Annotated in this window: 15 protein-coding genes; 8 read left to right on the forward strand and 7 right to left on the reverse strand. The window is 72.4% G+C overall.

The genetic code is table 11. The annotated features are described in order from the left end of the window. The first annotated feature begins 195 nt into the window (after positions 1-195). Complete coding sequence (locus GAS53_RS10045) at positions 196-747, forward strand: DUF3017 domain-containing protein (protein WP_151477155.1); 552 nt, start codon at positions 196-198, stop codon at positions 745-747. Between the two features lie 99 nt (positions 748-846). Here the strand turns inward: GAS53_RS10045 and GAS53_RS10050 are convergent, their stop codons facing one another. Then, a complete protein-coding gene (locus GAS53_RS10050; RefSeq protein ID WP_151477114.1) occupies positions 847-1,242 on the reverse strand; it encodes a peptidoglycan-binding domain-containing protein in 396 nt (131 codons plus the stop codon). A gap of 319 nt (positions 1,243-1,561) precedes the next feature. On the opposite strand from GAS53_RS10050, the gene GAS53_RS10055 reads away from it, so the two are divergent. The 5 genes from GAS53_RS10055 to GAS53_RS10075 all read left to right on the forward strand — a co-directional run bounded on the left by GAS53_RS10055 (position 1,562) and on the right by GAS53_RS10075 (position 7,420). Beyond that, on the forward strand, positions 1,562-2,320 hold the full coding sequence (locus tag GAS53_RS10055) for a peptidoglycan-binding protein (protein WP_151477115.1): 759 nt from the start codon (positions 1,562-1,564) through the stop codon (positions 2,318-2,320). Next, on the forward strand, positions 2,317-3,168 hold the full coding sequence (locus GAS53_RS56175) for a helix-turn-helix domain-containing protein (RefSeq protein WP_225858844.1): 852 nt from the start codon (positions 2,317-2,319) through the stop codon (positions 3,166-3,168). Before GAS53_RS10055 ends, GAS53_RS56175 begins: the two co-directional genes overlap by 4 nt. Positions 3,169-3,417: 249 nt before the next feature. Then, the gene (locus GAS53_RS10065; protein ID WP_151477117.1) at positions 3,418-3,951 is read left to right on the forward strand and encodes a helix-turn-helix domain-containing protein; all 534 of its coding nucleotides are present in this window, start codon (positions 3,418-3,420) and stop codon (positions 3,949-3,951) included. Between the two features lie 569 nt (positions 3,952-4,520). Then, positions 4,521-5,783 (forward strand): helix-turn-helix domain-containing protein, encoded by a 1,263-nt coding sequence (locus GAS53_RS10070; protein ID WP_151477118.1) that lies wholly within the window; start codon positions 4,521-4,523, stop codon positions 5,781-5,783. A gap of 647 nt (positions 5,784-6,430) precedes the next feature. Further along, the gene (locus GAS53_RS10075; protein WP_151477119.1) at positions 6,431-7,420 is read left to right on the forward strand and encodes a malate dehydrogenase; all 990 of its coding nucleotides are present in this window, start codon (positions 6,431-6,433) and stop codon (positions 7,418-7,420) included. A 68-nt stretch (positions 7,421-7,488) separates the two neighbouring features. On the opposite strand, the gene GAS53_RS10080 is transcribed toward GAS53_RS10075, so the two are convergent. From GAS53_RS10080 to GAS53_RS10095, 4 genes are read right to left on the reverse strand one after another with little or no spacing between them, the layout of a single operon-like run. Further along, positions 7,489-10,833: an SAV_2336 N-terminal domain-related protein gene (locus GAS53_RS10080; RefSeq protein WP_151477120.1), complete on the reverse strand. Its 3,345-nt coding sequence runs from the start codon at positions 10,831-10,833 to the stop codon at positions 7,489-7,491. 2 nt (positions 10,834-10,835) lie between these two features. Beyond that, positions 10,836-11,786, reverse strand: a complete 951-nt coding sequence (locus GAS53_RS10085) for an AAA family ATPase (protein WP_151477121.1) — start codon at positions 11,784-11,786, stop codon at positions 10,836-10,838. Continuing rightward, a complete protein-coding gene (locus tag GAS53_RS10090; RefSeq protein WP_151477122.1) occupies positions 11,783-13,939 on the reverse strand; it encodes a VMAP-C domain-containing protein in 2,157 nt (718 codons plus the stop codon). Before GAS53_RS10090 ends, GAS53_RS10085 begins: the two co-directional genes overlap by 4 nt. A 3-nt stretch (positions 13,940-13,942) precedes the next feature. Further along, positions 13,943-14,362, reverse strand: coding sequence for a CU044_2847 family protein (locus GAS53_RS10095; RefSeq protein WP_151477123.1), 420 nt, complete (start codon positions 14,360-14,362; stop codon positions 13,943-13,945). 175 nt (positions 14,363-14,537) lie between these two features. On the opposite strand from GAS53_RS10095, the gene GAS53_RS10100 reads away from it, so the two are divergent. Beyond that, positions 14,538-14,873, forward strand: a complete 336-nt coding sequence (locus tag GAS53_RS10100; RefSeq protein ID WP_151477124.1) for a hypothetical protein — start codon at positions 14,538-14,540, stop codon at positions 14,871-14,873. Positions 14,874-14,911: 38 nt separating this feature from the next. Here GAS53_RS10100 and GAS53_RS10105 read toward each other — a convergent pair whose 3' ends face one another. Further along, positions 14,912-15,793: a bifunctional helix-turn-helix transcriptional regulator/GNAT family N-acetyltransferase gene (locus GAS53_RS10105; RefSeq protein WP_404829199.1), complete on the reverse strand. Its 882-nt coding sequence runs from the start codon at positions 15,791-15,793 to the stop codon at positions 14,912-14,914. 75 nt (positions 15,794-15,868) lie between these two features. After that, positions 15,869-16,714, reverse strand: coding sequence for a LolA-like protein (locus tag GAS53_RS10110; protein WP_225858845.1), 846 nt, complete (start codon positions 16,712-16,714; stop codon positions 15,869-15,871). Between the two features lie 210 nt (positions 16,715-16,924). On the opposite strand from GAS53_RS10110, the gene GAS53_RS10115 reads away from it, so the two are divergent. Next, positions 16,925-18,436 (forward strand): aldehyde dehydrogenase family protein, encoded by a 1,512-nt coding sequence (locus GAS53_RS10115; protein ID WP_151477126.1) that lies wholly within the window; start codon positions 16,925-16,927, stop codon positions 18,434-18,436. Positions 18,437-18,457 lie beyond the last annotated feature (21 nt).

The raw sequence follows: 18,457 nt of genomic DNA on the forward strand, positions 1-18,457 counted from the left end.
GGCGTGGTGCCTGAGCAGGGCGTGGTGCCCGAGGAGGCGCCGCGGGCGCGGGGCGGCGCCGCGCGGCGCGGTACGCGGCCGCAGGGCGCCGAGTCGAACGGGACACCCGTACAGGAGCGGGAGCCGCAGGCCACCGAGCCGCGAGCCGCGGTCCCGCGCGGCACGACCGCGCGAGCCGCTGAACCCGGCACCCCCGTGTCGGCGGCAGGCGATGAGCCCGGTACCGCCGCGTCCGACGGTGCAGAGGCCGAGGTCGCCCCGCCACAGGACGGCGAGCTCGCCGCCACCCCCGCGCAGGACGGTGAGCCCACGGCCGAGGACGCGGTCAGCGCTCCCGGGCTCGACGGACAGCCCCGGAAGGTCACGCGGCGGTTTCCGCTGTTCACGCGGGACACCGCGCGGCCCGAGGGCGGCGGCCGGGCGGCACCCAAGGACGCGCCCGCGCCGGCCCGGCAGTGGCCGGTCCTCGCGGTCATCGGCACCGTCGGACTCGGTCTGCTGCTGACCGCGCTCGACGTCTTCCGGGTCGGCACCCTGCTGATCGGCGTCGCGCTGCTCGCGGGCGCCGCCATGCGCTGGATGCTGCCCGACGTGGGCATGCTCGCCGTCCGCTCCCGCTTCACGGACCTCGTCACGTACGGCGTCCTGGGCGTGACCATCGTCCTGCTCGCGATGATGGCGCAGCCCAAGCCGTGGCTGGAGATCCCGTTCCTGGACGACACGCTTCATTTCACGATCAGGACATAGCGGGACATGACCCGTGCCTGACGGCGGCCCGCCCCCTCCCCCGAGGAGGGCGGGCCCTTCCGGTCGGCCAGGCCGGCCAGGTCTGCCGGGTCTGCCGGGTCAGTACGTCGTCGGCAGGTGCTTGTAGCAGTACTTGTCGCCGCCGACCGACTTCAGCAGGGCGTTGCCGGTCTTCTTGCCGACGATCCCGTCGTACGGCTTGACCTTCTTCTTCTCCTGGAAGTACTTCACCCAGGCCTTGGTGTAGCTGCTGTACTTGGAGTCCTCCTTCAGCACGTTGCCGTAGTTGCGGTTGATGATGCGCTGCACGCACCACACCCCGCTCCCGGACGAACCGTGGTTGAGCGTCGGTGCGCCCGGCCGCGCCTCGGCGGTACCGGCCGTGATCCCGGCGACGCCCATCGTGGCGGCGGCGACGGCCCCGGCGGACAGTGCGGCCCGGACGCGGAGGCCGCGAGGACGGGTACGGGTACGGGTGGCGGTGGTACGGGTCATGGGGTCCTCCCCTTGGTGTGTGTCGCGGTACGCCACCGACCGTGCGGGACGGGCCATGACAACGGCCAGAGAAGCCGGGGGAGTTGGGCACGTGTGACACGCCCCGCCCCCTGACCTGCGGGGATGCCTCGTCCCATGACAACGGCGTGGGACGGGCGTCACAGACCGGAACCGCACCACCCCACTCCGGTCGTCCTCCCCAACGACGGCACCGACGGCACCGACCGCGCCGATCGTGCCGACCGCAGCAACGACGGCACTCGAAGCACCGACGGCACTTCATCGACGTACGCGCCAAGGGATCACGGGGGGTGGCGACATGGCGCGCTGGAAAGAACTGCCCGACACACTCGACCAACGGGAACGACAACTCGTCGTCCAGTTACGGCGGTTGAAGGACCGCAGCGGACTCACGCTGGCGGCCCTCGCCGCGAAGACCACCTACAGCTCCTCGTCCTGGGAACGCTGGCTCAACGGCAAGAAGCCCGTCCCCCGCGGAGCCGTGGAAGAACTCGTCCGGGTCTGCGGTGGCACGGACCCGACACGGCTGCTCGTCCTGCACGAGGTCGCGGACGGCGCGACGCGCGAGGCGGCCGGGGCACCGAAGGAGCCCGAAGAGCCGCCCGGCATGCCAGAGCCGCCGGGACCGCTTCCCGCGCACCGCCCGCGCCATCGCCTCGTCGTCGGCGCGGTCGCCGCACTGCTCGTCGCCTTCGCGGCCGGGCTGCTCACCGGGCTGTCCTGGCACCGCGGCGACGACTCCGGCCGGGAACGGACCGTGCTCACCGGCGGCGACTACCGGCGCGGCCAGACGTACGAGTGCCACGACGGCCGCAAGGACGGCGGACTGTACGCCGGGTACAGCCTCTCCAATGAGGTGTTGCTCGACCTCAACAGCACCGGCTGGGACGTCGTCGAGGCGCAGTGTCTGCTGCGGCGGCACGGCTTCGAGCCCGGCAGCACCGACGGCCTCTACGGCGAGCGCACCAAGGACGCGGCCCGGGCGTTCCAGCGGGCCCGCGGTCTCGCCCTGGACGGCATCGTCGGGCCCGACACCTGGCGGGAGCTGCGCAAGTGACTCCCGAAGCACGGCAACTGAGGGCGGGACTGCGGGAGTTACGGGACTCGGCGGGGCTCAGCCTCGCCCGGCTCGCCGACCGCACGGGCTACAGCAAGTCCTCCTGGGCCCGCTATCTCAAGGGCGGGCAGCCGGTCCCGTACGACGCCGTCGTGGCGCTGTGCCGGGTCGCGGGGGAGCGGCCCGAACGGCTGCTCGCGCTGTGGGAGCTGGCGGACGCGGAGTGGAGCGGGCGAGGGAAGGGGAGAGACGAGGGGGCGCGAACGGCCGAGGAGCGGGAGCGTACGGCCGAGGAGCGGGAGCGTACGGCCGAGGAGCGGGAGCGTACGGCCGAGGAGCGGGAGCGTACGGCCCCGGGACACGGCCGTGTGCTCCTGGTCGCCGCCGGTGGCTGTCTCGTCGCCGCTCTGTGCGTCGCCGTCCTCCTCGTGCCGGGCGAGCGGGCGGAACAGGCGGCGATGCCCCCTGCGACGTACGCTCCCCCGGCGACGTACTCGCCCGGCTGCACCGGAGCGACCTGCGACGGACGCGATCCCGCGGACATGGGCTGCGGCGGGCAGTCCATGGTGACCTCGGCCGCCGAGCGGACGCTCGCGGGCGGGCAGCGCGTGGAGCTGCGGTACGGCGAGGTGTGTCGCGCGGTGTGGGCGCGGGCGTCGCGGCTGCGGGTCGGGGACCGGGTCGAGGTGAGCCGGCCCGGGGCGCCGCCCAGGAACGTACGGGCGGCCGACAAGGACGACACGGAGGGGTACCTCGCGACGCCGATGACCGCGGCGGACGACGGGCCGAGCGGAGCGCGTGTCTGTCTGGTCCCCGCCGACGGCGAGCGGGTCTGTTTCGGGGCCTGACCGGCCTCATCCATGAGAGCGGCGCCCGTCCACTCCCCCGAGCGAGGACGGGCGCCGCCTGGGATCAAGAGTCATGGACGTGCCAACGGAGCTTCAATACCTGTCAGTTCCCTGTGGCACGGAGGTGACGGTTCCGGTACCCCGGTGGGAACCAATCCGCCGTGGGCGCCGTCACCCGCTCATAGCGGGGGAACGCGACGACGAGGGCGACGAGTACGCCGAGAACGAGGGAGAGGGCGAGGAGTAGCGATGGGCGCCTGGCAGCCGCTGCCTGCGGATCTTCCGCCGGAGGTACGGCATTTCGTGGAGCAGCTGCGGCTGCTCAAGGACCGTACGGGGCTCAGCCTGGTCGCCCTGGGCGAGCGCACCGCGTACAGCAAGTCCTCCTGGCACCGCTATCTGAACGCGACCCAGCCCCCGCCCCGGCAGGCGGTCGTCGCCCTGTGCCGGGTCGCGGGCGCGGGCGCGGAGGCGGAGCGTTTCGGTGTGCGCTGGGAGCTGGCGGTGCGGGTGTGGCCGCGTACGCCTGCTCCGGCTCCGGCGGGCGCGCCCGCCGTCGGGGGTGCGGGCGCGGGTGTGAGCGGGGCGGAGGGTGAGTACGACGGCGAGTACGAGGACGACCCGACGGTGCCCTGGTGGGACCTGCTCGCCGAGACACCGGAACCGGAGCCCGACCCGGCCGGGACCTCCTGGGCTTCCTCGCACCGCCTGCTGCTCTACGCGCTGCTGCTCGTTCTCGGCCTGCTGCTGACCGCGGTGATCGGGGCTGTCACGCTGACGTGATCACGCATCTGCCTACCGATCTTGGCGTAGAACTTTCAGCCCAGCGGCCTGAAAGTGACGTCGTGCCGTTAGTCGCTGTACGTAACCTTGTCGCTTTCCGGGCGAAGGATTCGGCGATGTCGTGCTTCGTGAAGGTTGTCGCACGCCGTCGTCGTCCCGTTACTCGGCGCCGTCCAGCCTCCCCTGGTGTGCCTGTGATCCCCCTGAAGGCGAGTGGCGCACGGGGTCGCGCATGTGTTCTTCGCGTGTCGATGTGTTGACAAGTTCGAGGATTTACGCTGATCACCTACAACACCAGGGATAACGTGGGCAATCGGGACGGTCCGGGACGTCCCACGCGTGACCAGGAGATCCTGTCGGCCGAGGAGCAAGTCGGTGGGACACTGGACCGCCGACCAGCGGGCATGCAACGGTGCATGCCCACAGGTGCGAATGCTCCCGTGCGCCCCCATCCCGGGAACTGAGATCCTGATTGGGCGCATCCCTGTGGGTAGCGAGAACGGGGACTCGGCAGAGGGCTTCACGCGCGGGAAAAGCCAGCACGTACGGGGGGAAAGAGGGGGGTAGCAATGCCTCGTTGGAGGGACTTGCCGGATGAACTCGATCCGCAGGTCAGGGAGTTCGCCAGCCAGCTGCGTCGGCTGGTCGACCGCAGCGGCTTGAGTGTCGCCGCCGTGGCCGACCGCACCGGGTACAGCAAGACGTCCTGGGAGCGGTATCTCAACGGCCGGCTGCTCGCGCCCAAGGGCGCGATCGTGGCGTTGGCCGAGGTGACCGGGACCAATCCCGTCCATCTGACGACGATGTGGGAGCTGGCCGAGCGAGCCTGGAGCCGCTCGGAGATGCGCCACGACATGACCATGGAGGCGATACGGATCTCCCAGGCGCGCGCCGCGCTCGGGGAGTTCGGGCAGGCTCCGGCCAAGGGGGGACGGAACGGGAGGCAGGCGCGCGCCGGGGGGAGCGCGACGGCGGCGCCCAAGCCGGGCATCGCGGGTCCTGCAGGCGTGGCACCCACGGTGCCGCCGCGGACTCCCGCGCCGGGGGAGGAGCGCAGGCCGCCGCACGGGGCCGGTAACGGCAGCAGCAGCGGTGGTGCGGGTTCGCGTGGCGGCGGGTGGGGAGTCGTTGCCACGCCTTCAGGGCCGTCCGGGGCATCCGGGTACGCCGGATCCTCCGGGGCTTCGGGGCCGGCGGGTGTCGGCGTGTCCGGTGCCGGGGGCCCCGGCCCGTCGGGTTCCTACGGACCGCCCAGCCTTTCCGGTCCTGCCGCTCCGGGCGGGTCTGCCGGGGGGCCGCCTCAGGACGCGCGGCCGCGTTCCGGGGGTTCGTCCGGCGCACAGCGGGGGAAGCGGCGGCTCACGATGTTCCTCGCGGGGGTCGTGGGCGCGCTCGTGGTGATAGCCGCGGCCGTGTTCCTCACGGACTCCGGCGGTGACGACAAGGGCAACGCCGGGAGCAAGCCGACTCCGACCCCGACCGTCAGCAAAGAGCTGCCGGCCGGTGTCGACTGCGTCGGCTCGGACTGCGCGGGCAAGGACCCGGAGAACATGGGCTGCGGCGGCACGCTGGCGCAGACCGTGGAAAAGGCCGCCGTCGGCACCGCCCAGGTCGAGGTCCGCTACAGCGAGACGTGCGGGGCCGCCTGGGCCCGCATCACGGCGGCCGGGCCCGGCGACGAGGTCCGGATAACGTCGGGCACGGCGGCCGCCCAGACCGCCGAGGTCGACACGGACACCGACGCCTACACCCCGATGGTCGCCGTGAAGAACGCCACCGCGGCAAAGGCCTGCGCGACGCTGCAGTCGGGCGAGGAGGGCTGCACGAAGTAGTGACGGCGGAGGCTCAGCGATGAACTGGGCGACCGCGATCGGGCGCCCGGCTCTTCGGAGCCGGGCGCCCCGGTTTTTGGTCGCGGGGCTGTGACATCGTGCGGTTCCGCCGCGATGAGGGTCCCCCCGCTCGAGCGAAGCCGAGAGTAGGGGAGCGACCAGCCTCGTACGACCCGCAGTTGTTCACCGGCACAAGCGCCCCCGCCCCGTGCGAACCGGGCGCCGCAACTATTCGCCGCATGAGAGGAATGCTCGCCCTCAGCCGGGGCAGGCGAACGTTACCCCCACGGGAGTCCGGCGCTGTCCGGGAGGAGTCACACCCCCTTCCGGTCGACCGGCACCCCCACCCGGCGGCCGTCGTTCTTCTCTCCCGGACCGACGGCCGCCTCTCCGTGGCCCGGTGGGGCGGGTTCGTGGTCCCGGGCCGGCTCCGCAAGGCGCATGCGTGGCGCCGGAACGACCCTGTGGGGTGGGCCACATCGGACCCGGCCGTGCGAGATCCCGGATGCGCGATAGCCTGACCGCTGGATCTCTCTTGACGCCGAGAGATCGATCATCCGTACCGGTGATCGATCATCGTCGCGGCAACGGAAATCCCGCACCCGGGGCAGGGACGCCCCACCGTCAGCTGTCATACGGAGAACGCCATGACCCGCACTCCCGTGAACGTCACCGTCACCGGCGCGGCCGGCCAGATCGGTTACGCCCTGCTCTTCCGCATCGCCTCCGGCCAGCTGCTCGGCGCGGACGTGCCGGTCAAGCTGCGCCTCCTGGAGATCACGCCGGCGCTGAAGGCCGCCGAGGGCACCGCCATGGAGCTCGACGACTGCGCCTTCCCGCTCCTTCAGGGCATCGACATCACCGACGACCCGAACGTCGCCTTCGACGGCACGAACGTCGGCCTGCTCGTCGGCGCCCGCCCCCGCACCAAGGGCATGGAGCGCGGCGACCTCCTGGAGGCCAACGGCGGCATCTTCAAGCCGCAGGGCAAGGCCATCAACGACAACGCCGCGGACGACGTCAAGATTCTTGTCGTCGGCAACCCGGCCAACACCAACGCCCTCATCGCCCAGGCCGCCGCCCCGGACGTACCGGCCGAGCGCTTCACCGCGATGACCCGCCTGGACCACAACCGCGCGCTCACGCAGCTCGCGAAGAAGACGGGTTCGACGGTCGCGGACATCAAGCGCCTCACCATCTGGGGCAACCACTCCGCCACCCAGTACCCCGACATCTTCCACGCCACGGTCGCCGGCAAGAACGCCGCCGAGACCGTGAACGACGAGAAGTGGCTCGCCGAGGACTTCATCCCGACCGTCGCCAAGCGCGGCGCCGCCATCATCGAGGCCCGCGGCGCCTCCTCGGCCGCCTCGGCCGCGAACGCCGCCATCGACCACGTGTACACCTGGGTCAACGGCACGGCGGACGGCAACTGGACGTCGATGGGCATCCCGTCGGATGGCTCGTACGGCGTCCCGGAGGGTCTCATCTCCTCCTTCCCCGTCACCACGAAGGACGGCTCGTACGAGATCGTCCAGGGCCTCGACATCAACGAGTTCTCGCGCGCCCGCATCGACGCGTCCGTGAAGGAGCTGGAGGAGGAGCGCGAGGCGGTCCGCGGGCTCGGCCTCATCTGAGCAGTGCGCTGAGCGTTGTTCTCCCACTGAGTTCTCCCACTGATCCCCGGGCGGCAGCCGCCTGGGGATCAGTGCGTTCCGTCCCCGACGACGAGTCCCGCCAGGTCCAGGAACGCCCGCGTGGTCGCCGCCCGCAGCCGGCCGAGCTCCCGGAACCCCGGGCTGCGCAGCGACAGATCGAAGGGCACGCGGACCAGCCGGGCGGCGTCGATGCCGAGGCGCCGTGCGAAGTCCGGGGGCAGGGGCCGGCTCACGGACCCCTCGATCTCGCCGACCACCACGATCGCGTCGTCGGCGAGTTGCCGGTGCCCCGCGTCGCGTACGCCGTCGAGCGTGTGCACCGCGGCGTCGAGGAACCACTCGGCGGAGCCGCAGCACAGGACCAGCCGGTCCGTGAGGTTCAGGACGACCTCGGCCGCACTGCCGAGACCCAGCGGCGACCAGTCGGTGAGTACGACGGAGTAGTGCGGCGCGGTCTGGGTCAGCACCCGCGCGTACTCCTGGCCGTGGGCGGGGTTGGGGCTGCGGTGGCCCCGGCGGTGCGCGGCCACTTCCAGGCCCGACGGGAGGCGGGTCGTGCGGGCGCGGATGTCGCCGTACGGGAGGCCGAGGGCTAGGGCCGCGAGGTCGCGCACGGTGGCCGGGTTGCGGTCCGTCAGGAAGGCGTCCAGCGCACCGTCGGCGGCCGCCCCGTCGAGGGCGAGGACGGGTTCCCCGCGGACGGTGGCGAGCAGCGAGCCGAGGACCATCGTCGTCGTGGCGCGTCCGCTGTAGTGATAGGCGCCGATGAGGGTCACGCGCCGGCTCTGGCGCAGCGGTACGCGCAGTCGTGCCAGGCGGGCCTCGTCCTCCCGGCGGGCGGGGCCGAACCGGGACAGCCGCAGCGCGCGGTCACCCGGGCGGGGTCGTTCCGAGGCCGGCGGCAGGGCGAGCGGCGCCCGAGTGGCGGAGACCGCGCTCTCGGCCGGGGCCAAGGGCTCGGTGCCGTCCCGCGAGGCGCGGGCCAGGGCGATGTACCGGGCGAGGATCTCCGCGACCTCGCCCGCCGACGGGCGCCGAGCCGGATCCGGGTCGAGGCAGCGCAGGACGAGCTGCCGCAGCTGCTCCCAGGTGTCGCCCTGCCACTGGTGCATGCCCTCCGGCAGCCCCGGCATCACCGAACCGGGCTTGGTACTGATGAGCTGGAGGAGCTCGCCCAGGGAGCGCACGTTGTCCTCGACCGTCGGGACGGGCCCCGTGCCGAGGTAGCGGCCGTCGATCACGGAGTCCGACAGATCGGCCAGGACCACCGTGCGCCGCAGCACGAACACGCTGTCAGCCGTGAAGTCCGCGAGCACGAGACCCGTGAGGTGACAGAGGTTGAGCGCGCTCGCCAGATGCCAGGCGACGAGGAGGCCGGCCAGCTTGTCGAAGGGCGCGACGCCTTCCTGATAGGCCCTGCCGATGATGTCCGCGAGGCGTGGCGGCTGGGCGTCGGGTGCGTCGTCGTCGGCCACCGGAGCCATCGCGAGCCAGGGCGGGTCGTCGTTGAGCCGGGAACGGAGCAGAGCGGGCGCGTACCGCCCGCTCAGCCGGGTGAGCGCCTCGGCCTCCGCGGTGATCAACCGGGCGTTGACGACGGGGAGATCGGGGCGCGGCACTCGCAGCACCGCCTCCACACCTCGCCGGTTGACGCCCCGGTACACCACCGTCCGCCGTCCTCGCCGCCGGCCGCGCAGGTCGTACGGGCCCAGGCGTCTGGGGTCGTCGTCGGTGAGCGGTGCCCAGTCGTCCGCCTCGACCGCTGTCCGGGCCCGCTCGAACGGCTGCTGGCCGCGCGTCCCTTCGACGGAGACCCCGAAACGCGTGAGCAGCCGCCGTTCGACGTTGGTGAACGGGCGGTGTGAGCCCAGCAGTTGGGCGGAGCCGTCCGGGTGGGCGAGCCAGGCGGGGAAGTCGGGTGAGTTGCCCGCGAGTTGTTCCAGGCGGCGCCCGATACTGCGGCCCGTCCTGAGGAGTTCGGACTGCGGGACCGCGTCGAGGAGCACCGACTTGGTCTCGTCGGGGAAGTCGAAGACCAGGTGCTTGGCGGGCAGCGGCCCCGGCACGGGCGCCGGGTACGGCCTGATGAGGCCGCCGAGGAACACCTCCGCGAGATGCGAGGTGCGCGCCGGCCACGGCACCGCGGACTGCACGAGACGCATCACCGGCACGGACAGCGGCGACACGGCCGCCAGATGCGCCGCGAGCCGGTACGCCTCCGGGGTGGCCGCGTCCCGGAAGTGCTGGGCGCTGTACAGGTCGCGCGAGGAGGCGACGGCCGCGTGCTGACTGGGCAGGGCGAGCAGCGGCAGCTCCACGGTGGTGCCCGGGGAGGCCAGCAGGTGGGACCAGTCCCGCAGCGCGGCGGCGGTGGGTTCCAGGACCGGTACCGGGATGCCGTCGAACTCGGCGAGGTCCGGCGGCAGCACCCGGTCGGTGATCTCCCAGGAGGTGTTGGCGCCGCCGATGCGCCGCGTCGTGGCCTGCCAGCGCTCGGCGTGGATACCGGACGCTTCCCACATCTGCGGCGGCAGGGTGTGCAGCAGCGCCACGGGACCACGGGCGGCCCACGCGGACAGCAGGCCGTGCATCGTGCCGTGCCGCCAGGCGGCGCCCATGCCGTCGCTGACGACCAGGACGAGGGTGCGGCCCGAGGGGTCGTTGACCGTGCTGGTCGGCACGGGTGTGCTGCCCTGCTGGAACGGGCGGGCGTGCAGCCGCGGTTCGTGCGCGGTGCGGGTGTCGAGGCCGAGGACCCGAGTGGTCGCGAAGGCGCCCAGGCGCTCGAGGAGCGTGCGCAGTTCGGCGCCCAGCCGGTGCCACAGCAGCATCGACAGGCCGTCGTCGACGAGCAGCACCAGATTCAGCCAGCGTTCCTGGACGGGGCGCTGCACCACGTCCGGCAGCCTGCTCTCGGCGAGCTGCGCGGCCGTGCGCTCCTCGTCGATCTCCAGGTGGTGACGGCTGGCCCGGCGGCGGCGCAACGGCCGTAGCGCCCGGCCGAGTTCGAGTTCGTCGCCGAGCGCCTTGCCCTCGGGGACACGGACGGGCAGCGCGGGGCGGGGCTCCTGGGCGGGCGGCCGCAGCCGTACCTCGGGGGCGGGTGCCTGGCGGGCTGCCGCGTAGAGGGACGGAGCGGTGAGGTCGGGCAGGTCCTGGTCGTCCGGTTCCGGTGCGGGCGGCTGCCGGGACTGCTCGTCCGGTTCGGGCTCGGGCGGCCGGGCCGCCGGCGGCGGGGCGGTGCGCAGGCCCCGGTGCAGCGGTGCGGCCGCCGAGGCGGGCAGCCTGCGGGCGAGCCAGAGCACGTCGAGCACCTGGTCGGCGTCCAGGTCCTGGCCGCACGCCCCCAGGACCCGTAACGCCTCGGCGAGCCGTTCACCGCCGCGCGCCATGCTCACATCGCACCGGTGAGCTGGTGCAGCACGGCGTCGAGGAGTCCTTCCGCGTCGAGGTCGACCCCGCCGGTGCGCAGAAAGACCGCGTTGAGCAGCTGGTCGGTGGCGAGTTCGCCCGGGGCACGGCGGCGCAGGAACGCTTCGAGCAGGTCGTCCGCCTCGCGCAGCGCTTCCTCGCCGAGGTGGGCGGCGACGATGGCGCGCAGCCGCGCCTCGTCGGGGATGGGCAGGTCGAGGCGGACGCAGCGGCGCAGAAAGGCGGGCGGGAAGTCGCGTTCGCCGTTGCTGGTGATGACGACGACCGGGAACTCCGCGCACTGGATCCGCCCGTGGTGCACCCGGACGGTGCCGCGGTGGTCGGCGGTCTGGACCTCGACGTCGGCGAACTCCTCGGGCAGCCGGCTGAGTTCGGGGATCTCGAAGACGCCTTCCTCGAAGACGGTGAGCAGGTCGTTGGGCAGGTCGACGTCGCCCTTGTCCATCTCGTCGATGAGCAGGGCGCGCGGCACGGCGGACGGCACCAGGGCCGTGCCGAGCGGGCCGAGCCGGATGAACGTGCCGATGGACGGTTCGCGTTCGCCGCGGTCCCGGCTGAGGGTTGTCTCGCGCAGCCAGCCGATCGCGTCGTACTGGTAGAGGGCCTCGCGCACGGCGGAGCGGCTGTTGACGGGCCAGCGCAGCAGCTCGCCCAGGTTCAGCTCGTGCGCGACGGCCTTGGCGAGCGAGGACTTGCCGGTGCCGGCCGGTCCGGTGACGAGCAGCGGGCGGCGCAGATGCAGCGCGGCGTTGACGACGTCGGCGTGCTGCGGCTCGATCAGGTACGGGAGTTCGGGGCGCATGGCCTGCGCGGGCGTGAAGCGGCGCCACGGCGGAGCCGACGGGAGGGTGACGGCCCGTGGTGTGCCGTCACCGCGGAAGAGGCGCCAGTCGGCCTCGGGAGCGGGGGTCATGCGCTCTCCTGTGGTTCGGTCAGGTGCAGTCGGGGCACGGTACGGTCGGCGTCGGCCCAGGCCAGGACGGGGCGGCCGGGGTACTCCAGCGGGTGCAGCATGGTGTTGGCCCGGTAGGAGCGCACCCCGTCGGGCAGTTCACGGGTGGCGACCTCGGCCATCTGCTTCACGACGTGCGAGTCCGTGTCCCGTCCGCGGTCCCACACCACCACCGGCACACCCACCGCCAGACACACCTGCACGACGGCGTCCCGGAGGCCCGCGGGCACGTCGACGGAGACGCGCACCGCGTCGAGCTTCCTCATGAGTTCGGCATAGATCTCGTTCGTGCTCAAAGACGCGTCGGAGAAGACCAGCGTTGCCCCGGAGTCGAGGCGGCTCCACCGGCGGCGCCAGTCGGGCAGGAAGCGCTCGTGCCTGCGCAGGAGTTCCGGGCAGTGCATGACGAGCGGGAACTCCACCCCGAGCACGCCGGGGACGATCTCGTCCGGGGCGCTGCCCTCCCACTCGTCGATGGGCAGGTTCAGACTGGTGCGGTCCACGAGGACCTCCACGAGCGGCCGTTGCTCGTTCAGCGCGGCCGGGTCGAGGGTCTCCAGGACGCGCAGGAGCTCGCGCGCAGCCTCGGACGCCGCGTACGAGGCCGAGGTGTCCGTCGACACCTGCCGTGGCCCGGCGCCCTCGTCGCACCAGATCCGCAGCCGGTGGCGGCCCGGCTCGGCCCGGGTGACCTGCACGAGGACCCGCACGCGCGCGGAGCGCGTACGCATCACACGCGCCCACTCCTGGGCGTCCGAGCGCCGCTCGGCGAGCGCCGAGCGGGGAATGCCGAGCCGTACGGCCACGCTGTCGGACCACAGCTTCACGCCTGCGCTCTGCGGTGGCGGGCACAGCACGGCCACGTACTCCATGACACGCAGGAGCGCCGGGACCCTGGGTTCGCCGTCGTCCGAGCGGCCGTCCCCGGGGAGCGTCTCCAGGTGGTCGATCAGCGCGTCGATCGTCTCGCCCCCGGGGAAGGCCGCGGCCAGCGGGAGGGCGGCGCGCACCGCCTCGGCGAACCGTCCGAGTACGGACCGGTCGATGTCGCGCAGCTGCTGGTGAAGCCGTGTGTACTCCCGAGGGGAGAGCAGCCGGGGCGCGCGGGAGAGGCGGCCCGCGGCCAGCATGCGGTCGGCCTCGTCCGGGTTGCCGCGGCGCAGCATCTCGACGAGGGCGGCCAGGGCGCGCGGATGGGTGAGGAGGAAGGCCGCGAACTCCTCGACCGTGGGCGGCAGTACCTCGCCGCCGTGTCCGACGCCGCAGGCGCGGGCGAGTTTGCGGGCGCAGTCGCCGCGTCCGACCGCTGAGGGCAGCGCGTCCTCGATCGCCTCCGTGAGCAGCACGAAGGCCGGATCGTCGGGGTCGACGGTCGCGTGCTCCTCGGCGTCGAGGACGCCAAGGGGCCGCAACTCGGCCTCGACGCGCTGCCAGGGGATGCCCCAGCTGCGGCGGACCAGGTGCTGGGGACTGTAGGGGAGGGGTTTTCCGGTGTCGGGGTCGCGGGGCGGCATGAAGTGCGCGGTCATCAGCCCGACGACGGCCTTGTGCTGCCGGGACCACAGCGGTCCGCCGCTGTACCCGCGGCCGACGGCCATTCCGGTGGCCGCGCCGTCGAGGTAACCGACCGGTCCCTCAAGGGATTTGACCGTCAGGTCGGCGAAGGTGGCGCCCTGACCGCTGCCGTGCCAGACGGTCACCCGCTGCTCGGCCGCCATCGCGATCCGGCGCGGCGGCGGGAACGTACTGCCGGGCGGCGCGTCGATCCGCAGCACGGCGAGATCGCCGTGCCACTCGCCCTCGCCGTCGCCCACCGGGCCGCCGGTCTTGGCACGCGGCGCGATCCAGTGCGCCACACGCGCGGGGAAGCGTTCGGTTCCCCGCGGGCCTCTGAGTGCGACGAGGATCTCGTCGGGCCCGGGCGTCCGGGTCTCGAACATGGCCCTGCCCAGGGCGTCGTTGACGACATGAGCGCAGGTCAGAATGGCGTCGGCGGCCAGTACGAGCCCTCCACCCGCCGTCTTGCCGTCCCGCGTGCGGCGGATGGACACGACGAACGGGCCCGCGTCTTCTTGCCCACCGGGCTCCGGCCCCAGGGCTCTGAACCAGCCCACGCGTCACTCCGTGCCCGGTGTCGCACCACTACCACTGCCCGTGCCCGGACCGGCGTCCGTGGGCGTCCAGCTGGCGGTCACGGTGAGGTGGGCCTGCCCATTGCCGCCGACGATGCCGAACTTGAGGTCCTGTCCGACCTGGACCCCGAACGTCACGCTGATCTCGGAGGGCGGCTGTGGTGCGGCCACGACGGCGTCGTGGACCTCCTGCAGCAGCGGGCCGAGCGGCCTGAGTGCCCGGCGCAGGGTGCCGACCGCGAAACTCGCGACGGCCCCGCCGCCCGTGCCTACGGGCACGGCCCTCCCCATGCCTTCGGGAAGATCGCCGTCCGGCTCGGCCGTCGCCGGGGCGCCCTCGGCGGCGCTGAGCAGGAACCTCACGGGCGTACCGTCGTCGAATTCCAGGTCTGCTGAGGTGGACACGGCGACATTGTGACCCAGGAAGGCTCATGACACAGGCATGTGTGCCCAACTTGGGTACCAGACAGGAGAGTTCGGCACAGGAACCGCACGTTCCTGTCACGGGGGCCGCGTCTCCCTGCTCAGATACTGCTCAACTCCGTTGATCCGCAAGCCTGTTTGAGCCGACCATGGGCCCATGTTCGGACGCCTCAGCCAAGCAGACCTCCACGTCCTCGTCCTGCGCGACGCCGACGTCATCGCCGCGACCGTGCGCCGGGCCCTCGACGAGGCCTCGCCGGAGGAACGGCCCGGCCTGGAACGCGCGGCGACCCTCATCGAGCAGGCCGCGGCAGCCTCCGATGCGGATCTGAGGGCCCGCTGGGTGCGGGAGCGGCTGGCTGCGGCCGGGATCGAGGGCTCGTACGACTCCGTACACGCGATCAAGGCACTGCGGCAGTCGGCGCCCGGGCTCACGCTCGTCCAGGCCGTGCAGATGGCGAAGGAGGCGGAGGCGGCGCGCTCGGCGGGGTAGCGCGCCAGTGGCGGCCGCCAGGCCCTAGGCCCAACGCCTCAGCGGGGCACGGGCGGAGGCACGGGCGGAGACGGGGGCAGGGGCTTCTCGAACCAGTAACTGGCGTGGGCGTCCTCGTCGTACGCGGGGATCTCGGCGTACCCGCTGGTGCGGTACAGCGTGGCCGCCTCCTTGAGGACCTCGTGCGTGTCGAGGCGTACGACGCGATGCCCGCGCTCGACGGCCGCGCGCTCCAGTTCGGTCAGCACCCGCCGCCCGAGGCCGAGTCCACGGGCCTCGGGGTGCACCCAGAGATGCCGGATCTCCGCCGTGTCGGCATCGGGCGCGCACAGCACCCCGCAGCCGACGGCACGCTCCTCCTCGTACGCGACGAGAAAGACGGCGATCCGCGCGGGCGGTACGAGATCCGCCGTGTCGTATCCCTCGGGAAACCGCTCGTCGAGCTCCGCGGCGAAGCCGGCCAGACAGGCGCGCGCGTCGGCCGACCCGGCATCGACGGCCCTGACCGTGATCCCGGCCAGCCGCAGCAGCCGCTCGGCGACGGTGACCGCTTCGGCCAGCCGCCCCCGCTGCTCCTCGCTCAACCCGCTGAGCAGCCCCTCGGCGAGACCGTCCGCCCGCCGGTGCTGCTCCGCCAGCTCGTCCCGCCCGGCCGCCGTGAGCTCCGCGAGCCGCAGCCGGCTGTCCGCCGGATGGACGCTGACCCGTACGAGCCCCTGCGCCTCCAGCGCGCGCACCATCCGGCTCAAGTACCCGGCGTCCAGGCCGAGTCGGGTCCTGAGGTCCTTCAGCGACGCCCCGGTCCCGATCTCGAACAGCAGCCGCGCCTCGCCGAGCGGCCGGTTCTGCCCGAGGTAGTGGTCGTCGAGCACGCCGATCCGGCGGGTGAAGTACCGATTGAAGCGGCGAAAGGTGGTCACGTGCTCCGCTGAAACTGGCTCCATATTTCTTTGACTTTAGTCAAAGGAAAGTGGCGCGTCCACGGCCGGAGCGTTTCAGGCCCCCTGCAGCTCGCCCTGCAGCCTGCTCACGTCCACCGAATCGTCGGCCGACGGTGTCTTGGACGGCACCGGCTTGTCGTAGTCGGTGAAGGTCAGGGTCATGTCCTCGTCGCCGCCGGTCTCGGTCGCCTTGACCAGCCGGTGCGGAGAGTTCGTCGTGACGTACAGGGTCGTCGTCGTGCCGTCCTCCTTGTAGGTGAGCGGAACCGTCTTCGTGCCGTCGACCTTCGTCTCGTCGCCCTTCTTCAGAGTGCGCTCGGCCTCCTCGTCGCCGGTGACCTCCTCCTGGAAGGAGCCGAGGTCGCAGGTGTCGGCCATGCCCTTGAGCATCGCGTCGGACGTCGAGCCGTGGATGTAGCGGTCCTTGAAGAGCTTGGCGATCTCCTCGCCCTGGCCGCCTGGGACCTGGGTCTTCCAGAACACCGCGTCGGGCTTCATCCAGACCTCCTCGCCCCGCTTGACGATCTCCACGCTGCCGCCGTCGGAGCCCATCTCCATGGAGCCGGCGCAGTTGCCGTCCTGGTCGAGGGCCAGGTCCATCGAGGTCGGTTCGGTGGTGCTGGTCCTCGCGTCCGCGCTGTCGTCCGTCAGCTTCAGATGGACCGACTTCGCCTTTCGCAGGGACTCCTTCGCCTTGTCGGAGAGTTCCTGGGCGGTCAGGTCGTCGGCGTCGTCCGCCAGGGACGCCACGGGGGAGAAGAGGAGGGCCGCGGCCACTGCCGTGCAGGTCGCCGCGGTCCTGAGGAGGTACGGGCCGTACGGTCCGTGTGTCCCACGAGCCGATGCCGGCCTGCCGTTTCCGTGCGCCCGCGTGTCGCCGGCCCTTGAGTTCTCGGGCATCGCGTCACCTCCGAGGGTGCGGATGTGGATCACCCCAGCGTACGGTTCGCACCTTCTGGTCGCATTTCCGGTGATTTTTCAGTGACGCCGCGCACTTTCGGTCACGGGTTGTGCATGCATCCCGGGCCCGGGGGCAGGTGCTCCCGGCCCCCAAGAGCGACACGCGTGTGACGCAGGGGCACGGAACAGGAACGGAAGGCAACACCGATCATGCCGGGACAGCAGGCGCAGCAGACGATTCACGTGGGCGGAGAGTGGCGTACGGCCGCCTCAGGGGCCACGCGCGACATTCTCGACCCGGCGGACGCCAAGCCGTTCGCCCAGGTCGCCGAAGGCGGCGTGCTGGACACGGACGCCGCCGTCGAGGCCGCCCGCAGCGCCTTCGACCACGGAGCGTGGCCGCAGACGCCCGTCGCCGAGCGGGCCGCGCTGCTGCGCCGCGTCGCCGACCTCCTCGTACGGGATCGTGAGCGGCTCGGGCTGCTGGAGAGCCGGGACGCGGGCAAGACCTTGGAGGAGGGGCGGGTCGACATCGACTGCGTCGCCGATGCCTTCCGCTACTTCGCCGACCTCGTCGTCGGAGTGGGCGGTGGACGGGTCGTCGACGCGGGCTCCGACGACATCCACAGCGTCGTCGTGCACGAACCCGTCGGCGTCTGCGCGATGATCACGCCCTGGAACTACCCGCTGCTGCAGGCCAGTTGGAAGGTCGCGCCCGCCCTCGCCGCCGGGAACACCTTCGTCATAAAGCCCAGTGAGATCACCCCGCTGACCACCGTCGCCCTCGTCGGGCTGCTCGTCGAGGCCGGGCTGCCCGCCGGTGTCGCCAACATCGTCACCGGGCCCGGGCATTCGGTCGGCGCGCGCCTCGCCGAGCACCCGGACGTCGACCTCGTGTCCTTCACCGGCGGCCTCGCGAGCGGTACGAAGGTCGCGCGGGCCGCCGCCGTCACCGTGAAGAAGGTCGCCCTCGAGCTCGGCGGCAAGAACCCCAACGTCGTCTTCGCCGACGCCTGCGCCACGGACGAGGGCTTCGACACCGCCGTCGACCAGGCCCTCAACGCCGCGTTCATCCACAGCGGCCAGGTCTGCTCGGCGGGTTCCAGGCTCATCGTCGAGGAGTCCGTACGCGAACGCTTCGTGGCCGAACTGGCGCGGCGGGCCCGGCGGATCCGGCTCGGACGCGGCACCGAGGACGGCGTCGAGTGCGGACCGCTCGTGTCGGCGGAGCAGCGTGAGAAGACCGAGTCGTACGTCGCCTCCGCCCTCGCGGAGGGCGCGGTACTGAGGGCCGGCGGCGCACGCCCCGAGCCGTCCGCGGAACGGCCCGCCACCGGCTACTTCTACGAGCCGACCGTCCTCGACCACTGCCACCGCGAGATGCGGGTCGTGCGGGAAGAGGTCTTCGGCCCTGTGCTGACCGTCGAGACCTTCCGTACGGAGGACGAGGCCGTCGCGCTCGCCAACGACACGGAGTACGGGCTCGCGGGCGCCGTCTGGACCGCCGACGCGGGACGAGCCCGGCGCGTGGCCGGACGGCTGCGGCACGGCACCGTCTGGATCAACGACTTCCACCCCTACCTCCCGCAGGCGGAGTGGGGCGGCTTCGGCAAGAGCGGCGTCGGACGGGAGCTCGGCCCCGCCGGGCTCGCCGAGTACCGCGAGACGAAGCACGTGTACCAGAACCTCGCGCCGAAGCCGGTCCGGTGGTTCGCGGGCTGAGTCACGCCCGCCGCACGTAAC

The sequence above is a fragment of the Streptomyces albicerus genome (assembly GCF_008905045.1).
In the GTDB taxonomy this organism is placed as follows: Bacteria; Actinomycetota; Actinomycetes; order Streptomycetales; family Streptomycetaceae; genus Streptomyces; species Streptomyces albicerus.